Source organism: Ramlibacter sp. (assembly GCF_028292805.1).
Taxonomy (GTDB): Bacteria; Pseudomonadota; Gammaproteobacteria; order Burkholderiales; family Burkholderiaceae_C; genus Ramlibacter.
On the sequence record NZ_JAQGLS010000196.1, the window covers coordinates 1 to 21,355 of the forward strand.

Below are 21,355 nucleotides of genomic sequence, written 5' to 3' on the forward strand. Positions count from 1 at the left end.
GGCCGACGCGGCGGCGGAACAGCGGACCTTGACCGAGGCGGGCGAGTATTCGAGTGCCAGCGTGCTGTCGGCCTCCACCGCGACTGCCACTCCGTCCCCGGTGGTCACCAACTACGCCGCGCTGGCCCTGAGCTTCGAAGTCAACGAAGGCCAGGCCGCGGCGCACGTCGACTTTTCCGCGCACGGCGGCGGCTACGGCATCACGCTGGACGGCGGCAAGGCTGCGCTCAGCCTGGCCACAGCCGCCGGCCAGCGGACGGTGCAACTGGAACTGGTGGGCGGCCGCGACGCCAAAGCCGGCGGCGAAGGCCTGCTGGACGCGCGCAGCAACTACATCGTCGGCAGCGATGCCTCGCGGTGGCGCACGGACATCGCCAACTATGGCGCAGTGCTCTATCGCGGCGTCTACGATGGCGTGGACGTGCGCTACTACGGCACGCAGCGCCAGCTGGAATACGACTTCATCGTGGCGGCGGGCGCCGATGCCGGCAGCATCGTCCTGCGCTTTGCCGGCACCGAAAGCGCGCAGATCGCGGCCAACGGCGATCTGCTGCTGGGCGTGGCAGGCACCGACAGCGAAGTGCGCTTCAAGGCGCCGGTGAGCTACCAGCGCGGCGAGAGCGGGCTCCAGGCCGTGGCCAGCAGCTACCGGATCAACGCCGACGGCACCATCGGCTTCGTGCTGGGCGCCTACGACCACTCGCGCGAGCTGGTGATCGACCCGGTGCTGGACTATGCGACCTACCTGGGGGGCGGCCAGCTCGAAAGCGCCACCGGGATCGCCATCGACGCTGCCAGCAATGTCTACGTGACGGGCCAGACGACCAGCTCGGACACGTCGATGACGTCCATCCTGGCAGGGGGTGGCGGCGGCGGCGACATCTACGTGGCGAAGTTCAGCGCCGACCTGTCCACGCTGCTGTTTTCCACCCGCATCGGTGGCACCGGCGACGACCAGGGCCAGGCCATCGCGGTCGATGCCGCCGGCAACGTCGCCATCACCGGCTGGACCGGTTCGGCCAACTTCCCCACGCTGGCCGCGAACGACACCACCCTGGAGGGCTCCCAGGATGCGGTGGTGCTCAAGCTGGACTCCGCCGGCGCGCTGGTCTTCAGCACCTACTTTGGCAACAGCGGCGACACGGCGACGACGCGGACCAGCGGTAACACCGATTCAGGCAACGCGGTCGGCTTCGACGCCGCCGGCGACGTCTACGTCGCCGGCCAGGTCTATACCGACACCAGTTTGCTGTCGTTCCTTGCCCAGCAGGTGTTCGGTGCTTCGGACAACTCCAACGCCTTCATCAACAAGTACAGCGGCACCGGCACGGCGATCTACCAGGAGCTGTTCGGGGGCAGCGGCAAGGACCTGGCCACCGGACTGGCCATGGGCAGCTCCGGCGACCTGTTCGTGGTGGGCAACATCGAATCCGCCATCTCCATGACTGGCGGCCACGACACCAGCCTGGGTGGCGCCGTCGACGGCTTCCTGGCGCGGATCGATGCCGGCAGCGGCGCGGTCCTGTACTCCACCTACGTGGGCAGCGATACCGAGGACGACACGGCCACCGCGGTAGCCACCGACGGCAGTGGCAAGGCAGTGATCGTCGGCGTGACGCGGGCCATGTCCTCGGCCCCGTTCTTGACCACCACCGGCGCGCTGCCGACCGCCACCACGCTCAACAACCAGGATGTCGGCTTCCTGCGGATCTACGACACCACCCAGCCGGCCACCAGCGCGTTGCACTATTCCACCCTGCTGGCGGGCAACGGCACCGACCGGCCGACGGGGGTCGCGTACGTGCAGGACCGGGTGGTGGCGGTGGGCCAGGCGGGTTCGACCAGCGAGTTCCCGATCACCGGCGATGCGGCGCAGTCGACCAACCCGGGCGCCGCCATGTTCGTGGTGATGATCAACCCGGCGGCGGGCGGCGCGACCGGCCTCGAGTACGGCACTTACTATGCGGCGGGGATCACCTGCGGCGGCGTGGCTGCACGCGGCGGCGACGCGGTCGTGGCCGGGAGCACGTCCATCAGCGGCTATGCGACGAGCGGCGCGCACAAGACCTCGCCCGGCAACGCCGATGCCCTGGTCGTGCGGTTTTCCCTGCTCAGCGTCACCAACACCGCGCCCGTGCTGACCGGCGTGATCCAGCCGGGCGCGATCCTGGAAGACGGCGGCCGCGGCTGGCTGCTGGTGTCGGAGCTGGGCACCGCCACCGACGCCGACGGCGATCCGCTCGGCGTCGCCGTGACGGCGATCGACAGCAGCAACGGCAGCTGGGAATACTCGCTGGACGGCACGACCTGGATCAGCATGGGCAGCCCGTCGGCGACGGCGGCACTGCTGCTGCCGGCCAACACGCTGGCGCGCATCGGCTTCACCCCCAATGGCAACTTCAACGGGACGATCGCCGGCGCCGTCAGCTTCAAGGCGTGGGACCAGACCACGGGGACCGCGGGCGGCACCGCCAACCCTGGCGCCACCGGCGCCAACGCATTCAGCGCGGCCACGGGGCAACTGAACGTGCGGGTGACGGCGGTCAACGATCCGCCGGTCGTCACGGTGCCGGGAGCGCAGGTCACCGTCGAAGACACCTCGCTGGTGTTCAACCCCGGCAACGGCAACCTGGTCAGCGTCGCCGACCTCGATGCCGGCGTGAATCCGGTGCAGGTGACGGTGAGGGCCACCAATGGCACGGTCACGCTGGACACCGTGGTGGGCGCCATGGGCACCGAGATCCGCGTCAACACCACGACGGCCGAGGTGCAGGAGGTCGATTCGGCCAGCCGCCAGTCCGTGACCATGGATGGGGACGGCAACTTCGTCGTGGTCTGGCAAAGCAGCGACGGCAACGGCTGGGGGGTCTTCGCCCAGCGCTACAACGCCGCCGGCGTGGCGCAGGGCGGCCAGTTCCGGGTCAACACCACCATCGCCTCCGACCAGCAACGGCCGGTGGTGGCGATGGACGACGCCGGCAACTTCGTGGTCGCCTGGGAAAGCGACAACCAGGACGGCGCCGGCTGGGGCGTCTACGCGCAGCGCTTCAATGCGGCCGGCGTGGCCCAGTCCAGCGAGTTCCGGGTCAACGTGACGACCAACGGCACGGAGCGGCGCCCCTCCATCGCGGTGGACGCGGTGGGCAACTTCGTCATCGCCTGGCACAGCGGTAATCCGAGCGGCCAAGCTACCACTTTCGACATCTACGCCCGCCGCTTCACCGCCACCGGCGCCGCCCAAGGCAACGAGTTCCAGGTCAACACGACGCAGGCCCAGGGACAGACGCGACCCGCCTTGGCGATCAGCGCCGGTGGCGGCTTCGTCATCGCCTGGCAGAGCACGGCGCAGGACGGCAGCGGCGACGCCGTCGTCGCGCGTCGCTACGCGGCGTCCGGGGCGGCCCAGGGGGCCGAGTTCGTGGTGAACACCAGCACCACCAATGACCAGTGGAATCCGTCGACGGCGATGGACGCCTCCGGGGCCTTCATGGTGGTCTGGGAAAGCAAAGGGCAGGACGGCGACGATGCCGGCGTCTACGCCCAGCGCTATGACGCTGGCGGCCTCGCTCGCGGCGCCGAGTTCCGCGTCAACACGACCACGGCCCACAACCAGCGCAACCCGACCGCGGCGATGGACGCAAGCGGCAACTTCATCGTCAGCTGGGAGAGCGAAGGCCAGGACGGCGGCGGCAACTGGGGCGTCTACCTGCGCAGCTACCGCCCGGACGGCACGGCCGAAACCGGCGAGATGCGCGTCAACACCACCACCGCGGGCGACCAGCAGGGCGCCTCGGTGGCGATGGGCGACGAAGGTCGCTGCGTGGTGGCCTGGCACGGCAACGGCGTGGGCGACGGCAGCGGCGTGTTCGCGCAGGTTTATGCGCGCAACGCCGGCCTGGTCTTCAGCAGCGGCGACGGCTCCAATGACGCCACGGTGGTGTTCACGGGGACGGTTGCCGAGGTCAATGCAGCCCTGGCCGGCATGCGCTTCACCCCCAATGCGAACTACGACGGGCCCGCCTCGATCGAGGTCAGCGTCAACGACCTGGGCAACACCGGCGGCGGGGCGCTCGTCGACACCGAGACCATCGCCATCACCGTCACCCCCGTGAACGACGCACCGGTGCTCACTTCGGTGCAGCTGGCCGTGACGGAAGGCGGCACCACGGTGCTGGCGCAGTCCGACCTCAGCATCGTCGACCCGGACAGCGCCAGCTTCACCTACACCGTCGCGGCATTGACCGGGGGCAGCCTGCAGGTCAACGACGGCGCGAGCTGGAACGCGGCGGCAGCCTTCACCAGCGCCCAGCTGCTGGCGGGCCAGGTGCGCTTCGTCGACGACGACAACGAAGTGGGGCCGTCGTTCAGCGTCAGGGTCAACGACGGCAGCTTGAACAGCAACGTGCGGGCCGCCGTGGTGAGCTACACGCCGGTCAACGACGCGCCGACGCTCACCGGCGCCCAGCTGGCGGTCAGCGAGGGCGGCACCGTGGTGCTGGCGCCGGTCAACTTCAGCATCAGCGATCCGGACAGCGCTGCGTTCGCCTACACCGTCTCGGCGGTCACGGGCGGCAGCTTCCAGGTGGACGGCGGCAGCAGCTGGAACGCAGCGACCAGCTTCACCTCCGCGCAGCTTGCGGCCGGCGCCGTGCGTTTCGTCCACGACGGCGGCGAGGCAGCGCCTTCCTTCAGCGTCGTGGCGAGCGACGGATCGGCCAGCAGCAGCGCGGTGACCGGTGCAGTGAGGTTCACGGCAGTGAACGATGCGCCCGTGCTCTCCGCAGTGCAGCTGGCCGTCACCGAAGGCGGCACCGTGGTGCTGGCGCCGGCCGACTTCAACATCACCGACGTGGACAGCGCCGCCTTCATCTTCGCCGTCTCGCTGGTCAGCGGCGGCGGCTTCGAGGTCGACGGCGGCAACGGCTGGACCACGGCTGCGAGCTTCACCAGCGCGCAGCTTCTGGCCGGGAAGGTGCGCTTCGTCGACGACGGCAACGAGGTCGCGCCGTCCTTCAGCGTGACTGCCAGTGACGGCGGCGCGAACAGCGCCACCGTGGCGGCGACGGTGAGCTACACCGCGGCCAACGACGCGCCCACCCTCACCGGTGCGCAGTTGACGGTCACGGAAGGCGGAACCGTGGTGCTGGCGCTTGCCGATTTCGGTGTCACCGACCCGGACAACGCCAGCTTCGCCTTCACCATCTCCGCGGTGACGGGTGGCAGCTTGGAGCTGGACGACGGCACCAGCTGGAGCCCGGCCACGAGCTTCACTTCCGCGCAGCTGGCGGCCGGCGACGTGCGCTTCGTCGACGACGGCGACGAGGCGGCGCCGTCCTTCAGCGTGACGGCCAGCGACGGCAGCGCCAACAGCAACACGCTCGCCGCGACGGTGAACTACACGCCGGCCAACGACGCGCCGGTGCTGACCGGCGCCCAGCTCACGGTGGCCGAAGGCGGCACCGTGATGCTGGCGCCGGGCAACTTCAGCATCACCGACGTGGACAGCGCCAGCTTCACCTTCACCGTCTCTGCGGTGGCTGGCGGCAGCTTCGCGGTGGATAACGGCATGGGCTGGAGCGGCGCCACCAGCTTCACCACTGCGCAGCTGCTGGCCGGCAAGGTGCGCTTCGTCGACGACGGCGACGAGGTGGCGCCGACCTTCAGCGTAACGGCCAGCGATGGCGGCGCGGGCAGCGCCACGGTGGCCGCCGTGGTGTCCTACACGCCGGTCAACGACGCGCCGACCCTCACCGGGGCCCGGCTGACCGTCACCGAAGGCGGCACCGCGGTGCTGGCGCCGGCCGACTTCAGTATCACCGACGTCGACAGCGCGAGCTTCACTTTGACGGTGTCCCTGGTCAGCGGCGGCAGCTTCGAGGTGGACGACGGCACCAGCTGGAACGTGGCCACGAGCTTCACCAGCGCGCAGCTGCTCGCGGCCCAGGTGCGCTTCGTCGACGACGGCGACGAGGTGGGGCCGAGCTTCGAGGCGACGGCCAGCGATGGCAGCCGCAACAGCGCCGCCGTGACGGCGACGGTGAACTACACCGCCACCAACGATGCGCCCGTGCTCACCGGCGCGCGATTGACGGTGATGGAGGGCGGCAGCGTGGTGCTGGCGCCGGCCGACTTTGCCATCACCGATCCGGACAACGCCGCCTTCACCTTCGCCGTCTCCGCGATCTTCGGCGGCCGCTTCGAGGTGGACGACGGCGCCAGCTGGAACGTGGTCACGAGCTTCACGACCGCGCAGCTTGCAGCTGGTGAGCTGCGTTTCGTCGACGACGGCGATGAAGTCGCGCCGTCCTTCAGCGTGACTGCCAGCGACGGCGGCGCCAGCAGCGGCATCGTGACCGCGACGGTGAACTACAGCGCCGTCAACGACGCGCCGACGCTCACGGGTGTCCAGCTGACGGTGGCCGAGGGCGGCACCGTGATCCTGGCGCCGGGCGACTTCGCCATCAGCGACCCGGACAGCACTGCCTTCACCTTCACCGTCTCCGCGATCATCGGTGGCCGATTCGAGGTCGACGACGGCACGGGCTGGAGCACGGCCACGGGCTTCACCACCGCGCAGCTGGCAGCGGGCGACGCGCGCTTCGTCCACGACGGCGACGAAGCGGCGCCGACCTTGCGCGTGACGGCCAGCGACGGCGGCGCCAACAGCGGCATCGTGACCGCGACGGTGAACTACAGCGCCGTCAACGACGCGCCGGCGTTGAGCCGCGTCCAATTGGCCGTGGCCGAGGGCGGCACCGTGATCCTGGCGCCGGGCGACTTCGCCATCACCGACCCGGACAGCACTGCCTTCACCTTCACCCTCTCCGCGATCCTCGGCGGCAGTTTCGAGGTCGACGACGGCACCAGCTGGAACGCGGCCACGAGCTTCACGTCGGCCCAGCTCGCGGCGGGCCAGGTGCGCTTTGTCGACGACGGCGACGAAGTCGCGCCCGCATTCAGCGTCACGGCCGGCGATGGAAGCGCCAACAGCGGCATCGTGGCCGCGACGGTGAACTACACCCCCGCCAACGACGCCCCGACCTTGACCGGCGTCAAGCTGACGGTGACGGAAGGCGGCAGCGCGGTGCTGGCGCCGGCCGACTTCGCCATCACCGACCCGGACAGCACTGCCTTCACCTTCACCGTCTCCGCGATCCTCGGCGGCAGCTTCGAGGTCGATGACGGCACCAGCTGGAACGTGGCCACCAGCTTCACGGCCGCGCAGCTGGCAGCGGGCGAGGTGCGCTTCGTGCACGACGGCAACGAAGCGGCGCCGTCCTTCAGCGTGACCGCCGGCGACGGCGCCGCCAACAGCGGCACGGTGCCGGCGATGGTGGACTATGCGCTGGTCAACGACGCGCCGGCGTTGAGCCGCGTCCAATTGGCCGTGGCCGAAGGCGGCACCGTGATCCTGGCGCCGGCCGACTTCGCCATCACCGACCCGGACAGTACTGCCTTCACCTTCGCCGTGTCGGCGATCCTCGGCGGCAGTTTCGAGGTCGATGACGGCACCAGCTGGAACGTGGCCACGAGTTTCACGCCCGCCCAGCTCGCCGCGGGCCAAGTGCGCTTTGTCGACGACGACGACGAAGTCGCCCCTTCATTCAGCGTGACGGCCAGCGACGGCGTCGCCGACAGCAGCATCGTGGCCGCGACGGTGAACTACACCCCCGCCAACGACGCCCCGGCCTTGACCGGCGTCAAGCTGACGGTGACGGAAGGCGGCAGCGTGGTGCTGGCGCCGGCCGACTTCGCCATCACCGACCCGGACAGCACTGCCTTCACCTTCACCGTCTCCGCGATCCTCGGCGGCAGCTTCGAGGTCGATGACGGCACCAGCTGGAACGTGGCCACGAGCTTCACGACCGCCCAGCTGGCGGCCGGCGAGGTGCGCTTCGTCGATGACGGCGACGAGGTTGCGCCTTCCTTCAGCGTGACGGCGAGCGACGGCAGTGCGGGCAGCGGCCCCGTGGCCGCGACGGTGAACTACACGGCCGCCAACGACGCGCCGACCCTGACCGGCGTGCAGCTGACGGTGTCCGAGGGCGGCACCGTGATCCTGGCGCCGGCCGACTTGGCCATCACCGACCCGGACAGCGCCAGCTTCACCTTCACCGTATCCGCTGTCATCGGTGGCAGCTTGGAGGTCGACGACGGCACGGGCTGGACCATGGCCAACGGCTTCACGTTCGCCCAGCTGGCGGCAGGCGAAGTGCGTTTCGTTGACGACGGCGGCGAAGTCGCGCCGACCTTCAGCGTGACTGCCAGCGACGGCAGCGCCAACGGCAACACCGTCGCCGCCACCGTGAACTACACCGCCGTCAATGACGCGCCTGTCCTCACGGCAGCGCAATTGACGGTTGCGGAAGGGGGCGCCGTGGTGCTTGCGCCCGGCGATTTCAGCATCACCGATCCGGACAGCACAGCTTTCACCTTCACTGTTTCGGCGGTGACCGGTGGCAGCTTCCAGGTCGACGACGGCACGGGCTGGTCGCCCGCCACGAGCTTCACGACCGCGCAGCTGGCGACTGGCGCGGTGCGCTTCGTCGACGACGGCAACGAAGCCGCGCCGTCCTTCAGCGTGACGGTCAGCGACGGCAGCGCCACCAGCAGCGCCGTGGCGGCGACGGTGAGCTACACCGCCGCCAACGATGCGCCAGTCCTCACCGGCGTGCAATTGACGGTGACCGAGGGCGGCACGGTGGTGCTGGCGCCGGCCGACTTCAGCATCACCGATCCAGACAGCAGCAGCTTCACCTTGACCGTCTCCGCGCTGGCTGGCGGCAGCTTCCAGGTCGACGGCGGCGCCGGCTGGACCACGGCCACGAGCTTCACCTCCGCCCAGCTGGCGGCCGGCGCGGTGCGCTTCGTCGACGACGGCAACGAGGTGCCGCCGTCCTTCAGAGTGACGGCCCATGACGGCGGCGCCGGCAGCAGCGCCGTGGCGGCGGCCGTGAACTACACCGCGGTGAACGACGCGCCGGTGCTCACCAGCGCGCAGCTGACCGTTGCCGAAGGCGGCATCGTGGTGCTGGCGCCGGCCGACTTCGCCCTGGTCGACCCGGACAGCGCCTCCTTGACCTACACCGTCTCGGCAGTCGCCGGCGGCAGCTTCCAGGTGAACGACGGCACCGGCTGGAACGCCGCCACCAGCTTCACTTCCGCCCAGCTGACGGCCGGCGAAGTGCGCTTCGTCGACGACGGCGACGAAGTGGCGCCGTCGTTCCGCGTGGCGGCCAGCGACGGCACGGCCGCCAGCCGTACCGTCGCCGGCACCGTCGATTCCACGCGGGTCAACGATGCGCCGGTCGGCGCCGGCGACGTGCTCGACGCCACGGAGGACATGCGGGTGCGCTACACGGCGGCGGCGCTGCTGGCCAATGACCTGGACGTGGATGGCGACGTCCTGCGGATCGCCAGCGTCACCAGTGGCCCCGGCGGGACGGCGCTGCTGAACGCCGACGGCAGCGTCACCTTCACGCCCGAGGCGAACTTCAACGGCACCGCCAGCTTCAGCTACACGCTGACCGACGGCGCCGCCAGCACCGGCGCGCTGGCCGTGACGGTGAACGTCGCCGCCGTCAACGACGCACCGGTGGCCAACGCCGACACGCTCGCGGCCACCGAAGACACTCACGTCAACTTCGCGGCTGCGGAACTGCTGGCGAACGACCTCGACGTCGACAGCCGCACGCTGGTCATCGTCTCGGTCACCAGCGGCCCCGGCGGCACCGCGGTGCTGAATGCGGACGGCAGCCTCACCTTCACGCCCCATGCCGACTTCAACGGCATGGCCACCTTCAGCTACATGCTGGGCGAAGGGCGGCTCGCCAGCCGGCCGGCGACGGTCAACGTGGCCGTGGCGCCGGTCAACGACGCCCCCGTGATCCACAGCGGAGACGGCGCCGACGCGACCACCGTCACCGTGTCCGCCACGGCCACCACCGTCAGCACGATCGCGGCGCGCGATGTCGACGGCTCCTTCGTCTACACCATCGCCGGCGGCGCCGACGCCGGCCGCTTCGTGATCGACCCGGCCACCGGGGTGCTGTCCTTCGTCTCGGCCCCCGACCACGCGAACCCGGCCGATACCGACGGCGACAACGTCTACGACGTGGTGGTGGAGGTCAGCGACGGATCGCTGGCCGATCGCCAGGCCGTCGCCATCAACGTGCTCGGCGGCGGCGGGGGAACGCCGGAGATTCCGCCGCCTTCCGGCCCGCCAGTCAACCCGCCGGCGCCGCCCGGCGGCCCCGAACCCGGCCCCCGTCCGCCGCCGCCAGCCGCGCCGGCACCGGCACCCGTTGCGCCGCCAGTCCCGGGACGCGCCGCGGGCACGGGCGACTTCCTGGTGACGGAGTCCGGCCCCGCGCTGGCGCCGCCGCCGGCCTCGGCGTTCACCGTCTCCACCGGTGCGCTGGCCTTGGCGGCCGAAGGCGCGCGCGCTTTCCAGACGGTGGTGTTCAACCCGCGTGGGCTGAACCTCATCGCCACGCAGGCTCCCGCCGACCTGATCGTGTCCTCACTCGGCGTGCAGGGCGGCAGCGAGACGAGGCGGCTGGAGGAGCTGCAGCGGTCGCTGCGTTCGGCCGCTTTCGCCGGCGAGCTGGACCGGCTGCGCGAGGTTGTGCGCGAAGACCTGGCACTCGATCAGGCGGTGAGCATCTCGGTGGCCAGCGTGTCGCTGGGCTTGTCGGTGGTCTACGTGCTATGGCTGATCCGCGGCGGCGTGCTTTTGGGCAGCTACCTGTCGGCGCTGCCGGCCTGGCGCATTCTCGATCCGCTGCCGGTGCTGGCGCGGGTGGAGGAGGAAGCCGACGAGGAGGAAGAGGCCCTGGACGACGAGAGCAAGCAGGATCGCAACAGCTTGCGGGGATTCGGATGAAGTTGATCAGCACCCGCACGTACATCTCGCTCGGGCTGGTGTCGTTGGTCAGCACGGCGCTGCTGGCGGCGTCGTTCCTGGGCCTGGTGCCGGACCGCGCTGGCGCCGTGCGCGAGGGCCGCGTGGCGCTGGCCGAGTCGCTGGCGGCGGCCAGCACCGCCATCCTGAGCAGCGCCGACCCGCGGCCGCTGGAGGACGTGCTGCGTTTCGTGCACAAGCGCAACGAAGACCTGCGCTCGGTCGGCCTGCGCTCGCGGGAGGGCAGGCTGGTGTTCGCCATCGGCGACCACGCGCGGCAATGGGCGCAGATCGACAGCGCACTGGCCCGCGACGCCCAGATCCAGGTCAACCTGCAGGCGGGCGGGCAGCCATGGGGCCGGCTGGAGCTGCGCTTCGACCCGGCGGTGCCGCCGGGCCTGGCCGGCTTGCTGCGCACGCCGCTGGTGTTGTTGCTCGCCTTCTGTTCGATGCTGTGTTTCCTGGGCTTCCAGGTCTACCTGGCGCGTGTGCTGCGGCACCTCGATCCGTCCAAGGCGATCCCGGGCCGGGTGCGCTCGGCGCTGGACTCGCTGACCGGAGGCCTGATCGTCATCGACCAGAAGCAGGCCGTGGTGCTGGCCAACGAAGCCTTCGTCAAGCTGCTGGGACGCGCCAACGAGCAGCTGATGGGCGTGCAGGTGGCCACCATTCCATGGCTCGACGACGCGGGCGATCCCTTGGCCGCATCGGCCTACCCGTGGACCACGGCGCTCAAGCAGGCCACGGTGCAGCGCGACCTGCACCTGAAGCTGCGCGACCAGGCCGGCCGCCAGCGCAGCTTCGTCGTCAACTGCTCGCCGGTGCTGGCCGCCGCCGGCAAGGTGTCGGGGGTGCTGATCAGCCTGGAAGACATCACGCTGCTGGAGGAAAGCCGGGTGGAACTGCGCAGCGCGCGCGACGAGGCCCAGGCCGCCAACCGCGCCAAAAGCGAATTCCTGGCCAACATGAGCCACGAGATCCGCACCCCCATGAACGCCATCCTGGGCTTCACCGAGCTGCTGCGGCGCGGCTTCGGCAAGAGCGAGCGCGAATCGTCCCACTACCTGGACACCATCCACCACAGCGGCAAGCACCTGCTTGGGCTGATCAACGACATCCTCGACCTGTCCAAGGTGGAGGCCGGGCAGCTGAGCGTCGAGGCCATCGCCTGCGCCCCGCACACCCTTATCCAGGGCGCGCTGGCCGAACTGGGCCTGAAGTCGCAGGAAAAAGGCATTGCGCTGTCGCTGCGGCTGCTGACGCCGGTGCCCGAGCAGGTGCACTCGGACCCGGCGCGGATCCGCCAGGTGCTGCTGAACCTGCTGAGCAACGCGGTGAAGTTCACCGAGCAGGGCGGCGTCGAGGTGGTGCTGGCCTGCAACGGCGACAGCTACGCGGTGGAAGTGAGCGACAGCGGCATCGGCATCGCGCCCGAGCAGATGGAGGCCATGTTCGACCCGTTCACGCAGGCCGACCCAAGCATCACCCGCCGGTTCGGCGGCACCGGGCTGGGCCTGGCGATCAGCCGGCGGCTGGCCCGCGCGCTGGGCGGCGACCTCACCGCCAGCAGCCAGCCGGGGGTCGGCACCACGATGATCTTCACCTTCGCCACCGGCGCGCTGGCCGGCGTGCGCATGCTGGAGGCGCAAGACCTGGTCGAGCCGGCGCCGGCAGCGGCGGTGCAGGGCCGCAGGCGCTGGGCGATTCCGTCCGCCCGCGTGCTGGTGGTGGACGACGGCGCCGAGAACCGCGAGTTGCTGTCGCTGGTGCTGGCGGAGCAGGGCCTGTGGGTGGAAGAGGCCGAGAACGGCCAGGTCGCCATCGACAAGATGGCCGCCGGCAGCTACGACCTGGTGCTGATGGACATGCAGATGCCGGTGCTCGATGGCTACGCGGCCACCCGCGAGCTGCGCCGCCGCGGCGTGACGGTGCCGGTGGTGGCGCTGACGGCCAATGCGATGAAGGGCTACGAGGCGCTGGTGCTGGAGGCGGGCTGCACGGCCTACCTGACCAAGCCGGTGGACATCGACGTGCTGCTGGAGAACGTCGCCCGTCTGCTGGGCGGGGCGCCGGCGCAGGAGCTGTCGCCGGCCGCGATGGTGTCGATCTTCACCGACGCGCCGGTGTCGGCGCCGGTGCCGATCGACGTGCCGCTCGATGCATCGGGCGGGCCGGTCCGCTCGCGTTTCGCCGACCACCCCCGGCTGGCGCCGATCGTGCGAAAGTTCGCCGCGCGGCTGGACGAACAGCTGGAACACATGACGCGGGCGCTGGCCGCGCCAGACTGGGAAGAAGTCGAGCGGCTGGCGCACTGGCTGGCCGGGGCTGCCGGCACGGTTGGCTACGACGCCTTCACCGAGCCGGCGCGCGAGCTGGAAGCGGCGGCCAAGTGCGGCGATGCCTGCGGCGCCGAAGGCTGGATGCAGCGGATTGCCGACATGGCGGCGCGGCTGGAAGCTCCAGACGCTGCTACAACTTGATACACAAGGCACAATAGCGGCATGGCCACCCGGAACCCCAATTCCAATCCCTCCGCGACGGGTGCGTACGAACTCGACACGGAACCCGGGTCGACCCAGCCCACCGTGTTCGCCCCCGGCGAGGACAAGCTGTCCGAGCACGAGCTGCGGGCGCTGTCGCCGCAGGAAATGATCTGGCGGCACCGCTCGGTGACCGGGCTGTCGGAGGCGTTGATCATGATGGTCGACGACGAGCTGCTGAACATCGAGATGACGCAGGCCTTCCTGGGTGAGGCGGGCTACAAGCATTTCATCGAGACGCAGGATCCCGAGCAGGCCATCCCGATGATGCGCAAGTCGCTGCCGGGCGTGCTGCTGCTGGACCTGAGCATGCCCAAGGTGAGCGGCCTGGACATCCTGGCGATGATGCGCGACGACGCCGCGCTGCGCCACGTGCCGGTGATCGTGCTGACCAGCAGCATCGACCCGCAGATCAAGCTCAAGGCCTTGTCGCTGGGCGCCATGGATTTCCTGTCCAAGCCGGTGGACCCGAGCGAGCTGGGGCTGCGCATCCGCAACACCCTGGCCGCCAACGCGTACCGCGATTTCCTCGGCCACCACGACGCGCTGACCGGGCTGGCCAACAAGCTGCGTTACCGCAAGGCGGCGGCCGAAGTGCTGATGCAGGCGGCGGCCAACGGCGTCGAAGGCGCCTTCCTGCACATCGGGGTGGACTCGCTGGGGCGCATCAATGACGCGCTCGGCCGCACGGTGGGCGACCAGCTGCTGCAGCGGATCGCCAAGCGCCTGGCCAGCTGCGTGCAGACCGAGGCCCACGGCGAGCTCAGCTCCGACCAGCACAACCCCACGCTGTACCGCTTCGACGGCGACGAGTTCGCCGTGATCGTGCCGTACATGGAGGGAATCCACAGCGCCGCCGCCTTCATCAACCGGCTGCTGGAGGAAGCGACCGTCAGCTTCCACCGCTCCGGCGCGCCGGAAGTGTTCGTCACCTGCAGCGTCGGCGTCTCGGTCTTTCCGGCCGACGGCAAGGACGTCGACGTGCTGATGCGCAACGCCGGCCTGGCTTTGCGCCACGCCAAGCAGGCCGGCCCGCACCGCTATGAATTCTTCTCGCCGCGGTTCAACGAGCAGGCGCTCAGCCGCCTCGACCTGGGCGCAGAACTGCGGCATGCCATCGGCCGCGACGAGATCGAGCTGGTGTACCAGCCGCGCATCGAGCTGGCCACCGGCAGGCTGGTGGCGGCGCAGGCCATCCTGCGCTGGAAGCACGGCTCGGGCCGGGTGATCGAGGGCGACGCGCTGATGGACCTGGCGGGCACCACCGAGATGGACATGATCCTGACCGAATGGGTGTTCGAGCAGGTCCACAAGCACAGCCGCAACTGGAAGGCCGCCGGGCTGCAGCCGGTGCCGGTCGGCGTCAAGGCGTCGCTGGCCCACATCCGGGCGCGCGACCTGGCCCACCTTGTCGAAGGGGCCATCAGCAGCGGGATCGACCCGCGCTTCCTGTCGCTGGAGATGCAGCAGTTCGCGGCGCCCGAAAGCCTGGCCCCGCGCGACGCGGCGGCGCTGGCGGCGTTGCGCAGGAAGGGCGTGCGGCTGTCGCTGGACCGCTTCGGCTCCTCCGGCTCGGTGGCGCAGCTGCGCCGGCTGGCGGTGGACGAGATCATGATCGACGCCTCCTTTTCGCGCGACCTGGATAAGGATGCCAGCGTGCAGGCGATGCTGCTCGGGATGGGCGACCTGGCCCGGCGCCTGCGCCTGACCTGCGTGGCCTGCGGCGTCGACAATGCGCAGCAGGGCGCCTTCCTCAAGAAGAACGGCTGGGACCAGGCGCAGGGCCTGGCCTTCGGCGAACCCCTGTCCGGCATCCACTTCGCCGCGCGCTGGCTGGCGCGCAACGGCAAGCCGGCGCGCGCCGCCGGCTGAGCCCGCAAGCCCGGGGAATCCCGCGGTCGTCCGGGGCCCGGCAGGCGTAGACTGCCCCGGCAGCCCCTGTTTGGGGCGGTCCAGGAGGCCCCGCTTGCAGCCCACGAACATCGCCGATCCGGCGTACTTCCACAAGGTCGTGGATTGCCAGTGGGCCTGTCCGGCCCACACACCCGTGCCGGAATACATCCGCCTGATCGCGCAAGGCCGCTACAGCGACGCCTACATGGTCAACTGGGTCTCGAACGTGTTCCCCGGCATCCTGGGGCGCACCTGCGACCGGCCTTGCGAGCCGGCCTGCCGCCGCGGCCGGGTCGAGCAAGCCAACACCGGCCAGCCCGAACCCGTCGCCATCTGCCGCTTGAAGCGCGTGGCCGCCGACATGAAGGACGACGTGCGCACGCGCATGCCGACCCGCGTGCCCTCCAACGGCTTGCGCGTGGCCTGCGTCGGCGCCGGCCCGGCCTCGCTGACGGTTGCGCGCGACCTCGCGCCGCTGGGCTTTGAGGTGACGGTGTTCGACGCCGAGGCGCGCGCCGGCGGTTTCATCCGCACCCAGATCCCGCGCTTTCGCCTGCCCGAGTCGGTGATCGACGAAGAGACCGGCTACATCCTGGACCTGGGCGTGGAGTTCGTCGCCGGCCGGCGCATCGCTTCGATGAAGGCGCTGATGGCGCAAGGCTGGGACGCCATCTTCGTCGGCTGCGGCGCGCCGCGCGGGCGCGACCTCGATTTGCCCGGACGCAGCGAAGTCGGCGGCCAGGTCCACATCGGCATCGACTGGCTGGCCTCGGTCTCGTTCGGCCACGTCACCACCATCGGCAAGCGCGTGATCGTGCTGGGCGGCGGCAATACCGCCATGGACTGCTGCCGCTCCGCGCGCCGGCTCGGCGGCGCCGACGTCAAGGTGATCGTGCGCAGCGGCTTCGCGGAGATGAAGGCCTCGCCCTGGGAGAAGGAAGATGCCATGCACGAAGGCATCCCCATCATCGACTTCCACGTGCCCAGGGCCTTCGTCCACGAGGGCGGGCGGCTGGTGGGCATGAGCTTCGACGTGGTTCGCGCCGAGTACGACGACCAGGGCCGGCGCAGCCTGGTGCCCACCGGCGAGCCCGAGGCCTTCTTCGCGTGCGACGAGGTGCTGGTGGCGGTGGGCCAGGAGAACTCCTTTCCCTGGATCGAGCGCGATAGCGGCATCGCCTTGGACAAGTGGGGCTTGCCGCAGCTGGACCGGCTGACCTTCCAGTCCAGCGTGGCCAACGTGTTCTTCGGCGGGGATTCTGCCTTCGGGCCGAAGAACATCATCACCGCGGTGGCGCACGGCCACGAGGCCGCGATCTCGATCGCGCAGCTGCTGGCTGGCGAGGAGCCGCGCCAGCGGCCGGCCCCCACCACCAACCTGATGTCGCAGAAGATGGGCATCCACGAGTGGAGCTACGACAACGACACCTCGCTGGACGTGCGCTACAAGGTGCCATGGGCCAAGGCGGAAATGGCGCTGGCCAGCATCCGGGTGGAGGTGGAGCTGGGCTTCGACGCCGCCACCGCCTTCAAGGAGGCCCAGCGCTGCCTGAACTGCGACGTGCAGACGGTGTTCAACCAGTCCACCTGCATCGAGTGCGACGCCTGCGTCGATATCTGCCCGATGGACTGCATCAGCTTCACGGCGGACGGCGACGAGCCCGACCTGCGCACCCGCCTGAAGGCGCCGGCGCTGAACCTGGCGCAGGATCTGTACCTGTCGGGCGAGCTCAAGACCGGCCGCGTGATGGTCAAGGACGAAGACGTCTGCCTGCACTGCGGCCTGTGCGCCGAGCGCTGCCCCACCGGCGCCTGGGACATGCAGAAGTATTTGTTCAACAGCGCGATGGCGGAATCGGCGAAGCGACCGCGGGCGCGCGCGCTGGAGGTCGCAGCATGAACCGGATCGAGGCCGTCAACGACTTCGTCGTCAAGTTCGCCAACGTCAACGGCTCGGGCTCGGCCTCGGCCAACGAGCTGTTCGCCAAGGCCATCCTGCGCATGGGCGTGCCGGTCAGCCCGCGCAACATCTTCCCGAGCAACATCCAGGGCCTGCCCACCTGGTACGAGGTGCGGGTCTGCGAACAGGGCTACCTCGGGCGCCGCGGCGGCGTCGACCTGATGGTGGCGATGAACCCCCAGACCTGGGACGCCGACGTGGCCGAGATCGCGCCCGGTGGCTACCTGTTCTACGACAACACCCGGCCGTTGCCGCCGGCGAAGTTCCGCCCGGACGTGAACGTGATCGGCATGCCGCTCACCGACATCTGCAACGCGGTTTATGCCGAGCCGCGCCAGCGCCAGCTGTTCAAGAACATCGTCTACGTCGGCGCCTTGTCGGTGCTGCTGGAGATCGACCGGGCGGTGATCGAAGCCATGTTCGCCGAGCAGTACCGCGGCAAGGAAAGGCTGCTGGCCTCCAACGTGCAGGCGCTGCAGCTGGGGCGCGAGTTCGCGCTGGAACACCTGCAGTGGCCGCTGGGCATCCGGGTGCGGCCGGCCGACCGGGTGGGCGAGCAGATCTTCGTGGACGGCAACAGCGCCGCGGCGCTGGGCTGCGTCTACGGCGGCGCCACCGTGGCGGCCTGGTACCCGATCACGCCCTCGTCGTCGGTGGCGGAGGCATTCCAGAAGTACTGCGGCAAGTACCGCGTCGATCCGGACACGGGGCAGAACCGCTACGCCATCGTGCAGGCCGAGGACGAGATCGCCGCCATTGGCATGGTGGTGGGCGCCGGCTGGAATGGCGCCCGCGCCTTCACCGCCACCTCGGGGCCGGGCGTGTCGCTGATGACGGAGTTCATCGGCCTGGCCTACTTCGCCGAGATCCCGGTGACCATCATCAACGTGCAGCGCGGCGGCCCCTCCACCGGCATGCCCACCCGCACCCAGCAGGCCGACATCCTGTCGTGCGCCTATGCCTCGCACGGCGACACCAAGCACGTGCTGCTGTTCCCGGAGGACCCCTACGAATGCTTCGAGCAGGCGGCCCAGGCGCTGGAGCTGGCCGACCAGCTGCAGACGCCGGTGTTCCTGATGACGGACCTGGACATCGGCATGAACCAGCGCCTGTGTCGCCCGTTCGCCTGGGAAGATGACGTGGAGTACGACCGCGGCAAGGTGATGAGCGCCGAGGAACTGGAAGCCGGCAAGGAGTTCGGCCGCTACAAGGACGTGGACGGCGACGGCATTCCCTGGCGCACGCTGCCCGGCACCCACCCCACGCGCGGCAGCTACTTCACGCGCGGCACCACGCGCGACCCGTATGCGCGCTACTCCGAGCGCGGGCCCGACTACATCTACAACATGGAGCGGCAGCTGCGGAAATTCCAGACCGCGGCGCTGATGGTGCCGCCGCCGGTGGTGCGGCGCGCCGACGGCCCCACGCGGCTGGGCGTCATCTACTTCGGCTCCACCAGTCCCGCCATGCAGGAGGCGCTGCACGTGCTGGCCGCGCGGGGCGTGCTGGTCGACGCCTTGCGGCTGCGAGCCTTTCCGTTCCCGGCCAGCGTGCCGGACTTCATCGCCCGGCATGAGCGGGTGTTCGTGGTGGAGCAGAACCGCGATGCCCAGATGCGCAGCCTGCTGGTCAACGAGCTCGAGGTCGACCCGGCGCGGCTGGTCAAGGTGCTGCACTACGACGGCACGCCGGTCACGGCGCGCTTCATCGCCCAGGCCATCACCGCCCACCTGCAGCCGCAACCGGAGAACGTGGCATGACCTGGATTGCCAAACCGCCGCTGCACCATCCGACCCTGCTTCGCAACAAGGTGGGCTACACCCGGCGCGACTACGAAGGCAAGATCTCCACGCTGTGCGCCGGCTGCGGCCACGACTCGATCTCGGCCGCCATCATCCAGGCCTGCTGGGAACTGGACATCGAGCCGCACCGGGTGGCCAAGCTGTCGGGCATCGGCTGCAGCTCCAAGACGCCCGACTACTTCCTGGGCGCCTCGCACGGCTTCAACACCGTGCATGGCCGCATGCCGTCGGTGCTGACCGGCGCCAACCTGGCCAACCGCGACTTGCTGTACCTGGGCGTGTCGGGCGACGGCGACTCCGCCTCCATCGGCCTGGGCCAGTTCGCCCATGCCATGCGGCGCGGAGTGCGGATGGCCTACATCGTCGAGAACAACGGCGTCTACGGGCTCACCAAGGGCCAGTTCTCCGCCACCGCCGACGCCGGCTCCAAGAGCAAGAAGGGCGCGACCAACAACGACAGCCCGGTCGACCTGGTGGCGATGGCGCTGCAGCTGGGCGCCACCTACGTCGGGCGCGGCTTTTCCGGCAACAAGGAGCAGCTGGTGCCGCTGATCAAGGGCGCGATGGCACACGGCGGCGCAGCCTTCATCGACGTGCTCAGCCCCTGCGTGGCCTTCAACAACCACCCGGGCAGCACCAAAAGCTACGACTACGTGCGCGAGCACAACGAGGCGGTCAGCCGGATCGACTTCATCTCGCCGCGCGAGGAGATCACCGCGACGGTCGCGCCCGGGGAAGTGGTGGACGTGCGCCAGCACGACGGCTCGCTGCTGCGCCTGCGCAGCCTGCACCCCGACCACGACGCCACCGACCGCCACGCCGCCATGGCCTTCATGCAGGAGCACCAGGCCCGCGGCGAGGTGGTGACCGGCCTGCTGTACGTCGACCCGCTGGCGACCGACCTGCACTGGGCGCTGAACACCACCGGGCGGGCGCTGAACGCGCTGCGCGAACCCGACCTGTGCCCGGGCGCCGCGGCGCTGGCCAAGATCAATGCATCCCTGCGCTGACGTTCCTTCGCCCGCGGCGGCGGGCTGTCCTCATGAAAGGGTCTGCCATGCCCGAACGCACCGTATTCCAGTCGGTCCCCAGGAAGCACGTCCTGAGCCTGGGCCCGCGCGCCAATGTCTGGGAGGCCGCCTGCGCCATGACGCGCGAGAACTGCGGCAGCATCCTGGTGATGGAGCCGCCCGACAAGCTGCTGGGGATCGTCACCGAGCGCGACCTGATGACGCGGGTGCTGGCCCGGGCGCTGGACCCGAAGGCGACGGCGCTGGCCGGGGTGATGACGGCCCACCCGGTCTGCGTCGCCCCGGAATACAAGGTGTCGGACGCCGTGCTGATCATGATCGAGCGGGGTTTTCGCCACCTGCCGATCGTCGATGCCCAGGGCAAGATCCTGGGCGTGTTCTCGGTGCGCGACGCGCTGCCGCGCGAGATCGGCACGGCCCTGAGCCAGGCGGAGTTCAACGAGCAGGTGAACGAGGTACTGGGGTGATGTTTGTCATCCCGCCTTGAGCCGGGATCCAGGCGTGCGGTCGACCGATCGCCGTCGCTCGATTGCGGCTCGGGCGCAATGACAGGGATCAGCTCCCGCGCTTGGCCCTTGCCCGCGCCAGCGCCGCCTCGATCACCGCCTTCTTGCGCGTCAGCTCGTCGCCTTCGGCGCCATGCGTGTGCGCCGGCAGGTCGGCCAGCTTGGCCTGCGCCTTCTGCTCCAGCCGATCGGCGTTTTCGACCGCATCGCGGGCGCGGCGGGCCGTGTGCGCCTCGTAGCGCTGCAGTGCCTGCTGCGCCTGCGGCCCCGACCACGCTTGCCAGCCGGTGCGCGGGCCCGTGATGTTCTCCAGCGCGATGCAGTCCACCGGGCAGACCGGCACGCACAGCTCGCAGCCGGTGCAGTAGCGCTCTATCACCGTGTGCATGCGCTTGTTGGCGCCCAGGATGGCGTCGGTGGGGCAGGCGTCCAGGCACAGCGTGCAGCCTATGCACCAGTCTTCGTCGATCACCGCCATCATGCGCGGGCCTTCGACGCCGTTGACCGGATTGAGCGGGAGCAGGGGCCGGCCCGTCAGCGCGGCGAGCCGGGCCACGCCCTCGGCGCCGCCCGGCGGACACTGGTTGACCAGCGCCTGGCCGTCGGCCAGGGCCTGGGCATAGCCCGCGCAATCGGGATAGCCGCAGCGCGTGCACTGCGTCTGGGGCAGGGCGGCGTGCAGCCGCGCCGCCGCGGGGCTCATCGCGCGGTGGCGCTCGC

Annotated in this window: 8 protein-coding genes; 7 read left to right on the forward strand and 1 reads right to left on the reverse strand. The window is 70.1% G+C overall.

Translation table 11 applies throughout. From position 1 onward, the window contains the following. Positions 1-28 precede the first annotated feature (28 nt). The 7 genes from JWP65_RS12020 (at position 29) to JWP65_RS12050 (ending at position 20,596) form a co-directional block, all read left to right on the forward strand. The gene (locus JWP65_RS12020) at positions 29-10,885 is read left to right on the forward strand and encodes a cadherin-like domain-containing protein (protein ID WP_299763991.1); all 10,857 of its coding nucleotides are present in this window, start codon (positions 29-31) and stop codon (positions 10,883-10,885) included. Continuing rightward, positions 10,882-13,383, forward strand: coding sequence for a PAS domain-containing sensor histidine kinase (locus JWP65_RS12025; protein ID WP_299763993.1), 2,502 nt, complete (start codon positions 10,882-10,884; stop codon positions 13,381-13,383). The genes JWP65_RS12020 and JWP65_RS12025 overlap by 4 nt, the downstream gene beginning before the upstream one ends. Before the next feature lie 21 nt (positions 13,384-13,404). Beyond that, positions 13,405-15,315, forward strand: coding sequence for an EAL domain-containing protein (locus JWP65_RS12030; protein ID WP_299763995.1), 1,911 nt, complete (start codon positions 13,405-13,407; stop codon positions 15,313-15,315). A 94-nt stretch (positions 15,316-15,409) separates the two neighbouring features. Next, positions 15,410-17,236, forward strand: a complete 1,827-nt coding sequence (locus JWP65_RS12035) for an FAD-dependent oxidoreductase (RefSeq protein ID WP_299763997.1) — start codon at positions 15,410-15,412, stop codon at positions 17,234-17,236. Beyond that, positions 17,233-19,056, forward strand: a complete 1,824-nt coding sequence (locus JWP65_RS12040; RefSeq protein WP_299763999.1) for a 2-oxoacid:acceptor oxidoreductase subunit alpha — start codon at positions 17,233-17,235, stop codon at positions 19,054-19,056. Before JWP65_RS12035 ends, JWP65_RS12040 begins: the two co-directional genes overlap by 4 nt. Further along, positions 19,053-20,108 carry a 2-oxoacid:ferredoxin oxidoreductase subunit beta gene (locus tag JWP65_RS12045; RefSeq protein WP_299764001.1) on the forward strand — a complete coding sequence of 352 codons (1,056 nt, stop codon included), beginning with the start codon at positions 19,053-19,055 and terminating at the stop codon, positions 20,106-20,108. Before JWP65_RS12040 ends, JWP65_RS12045 begins: the two co-directional genes overlap by 4 nt. A 47-nt stretch (positions 20,109-20,155) precedes the next feature. After that, complete coding sequence (locus tag JWP65_RS12050) at positions 20,156-20,596, forward strand: cyclic nucleotide-binding/CBS domain-containing protein (protein ID WP_299764004.1); 441 nt, start codon at positions 20,156-20,158, stop codon at positions 20,594-20,596. Positions 20,597-20,684: 88 nt separating this feature from the next. On the opposite strand, the gene rsxB is transcribed toward JWP65_RS12050, so the two are convergent. Next, entirely contained in the window at positions 20,685-21,338 is a 654-nt protein-coding gene (gene rsxB / locus JWP65_RS12055) for an electron transport complex subunit RsxB (protein WP_299764006.1), read from the reverse strand. Positions 21,339-21,355 lie beyond the last annotated feature (17 nt).

Excerpts from the sequence above, each read along its gene's own strand:
- JWP65_RS12025 (WP_299763993.1), top strand. The coding sequence starts at position 10,882 with ATGAAGTTGATCAGCACCCGCACGTACATCTCGCTCGGGCTGGTGTCG.
- JWP65_RS12050 (WP_299764004.1), top strand. The coding sequence starts at position 20,156 with ATGCCCGAACGCACCGTATTCCAGTCGGTCCCCAGGAAGCACGTCCTG.
- JWP65_RS12040 (WP_299763999.1), top strand. The coding sequence starts at position 17,233 with ATGAACCGGATCGAGGCCGTCAACGACTTCGTCGTCAAGTTCGCCAAC.
- JWP65_RS12045 (WP_299764001.1), top strand. The coding sequence starts at position 19,053 with ATGACCTGGATTGCCAAACCGCCGCTGCACCATCCGACCCTGCTTCGC.
- rsxB (WP_299764006.1), bottom strand. The coding sequence starts at position 21,338 with ATGAGCCCCGCGGCGGCGCGGCTGCACGCCGCCCTGCCCCAGACGCAG.
- JWP65_RS12030 (WP_299763995.1), top strand. The coding sequence starts at position 13,405 with ATGGCCACCCGGAACCCCAATTCCAATCCCTCCGCGACGGGTGCGTAC.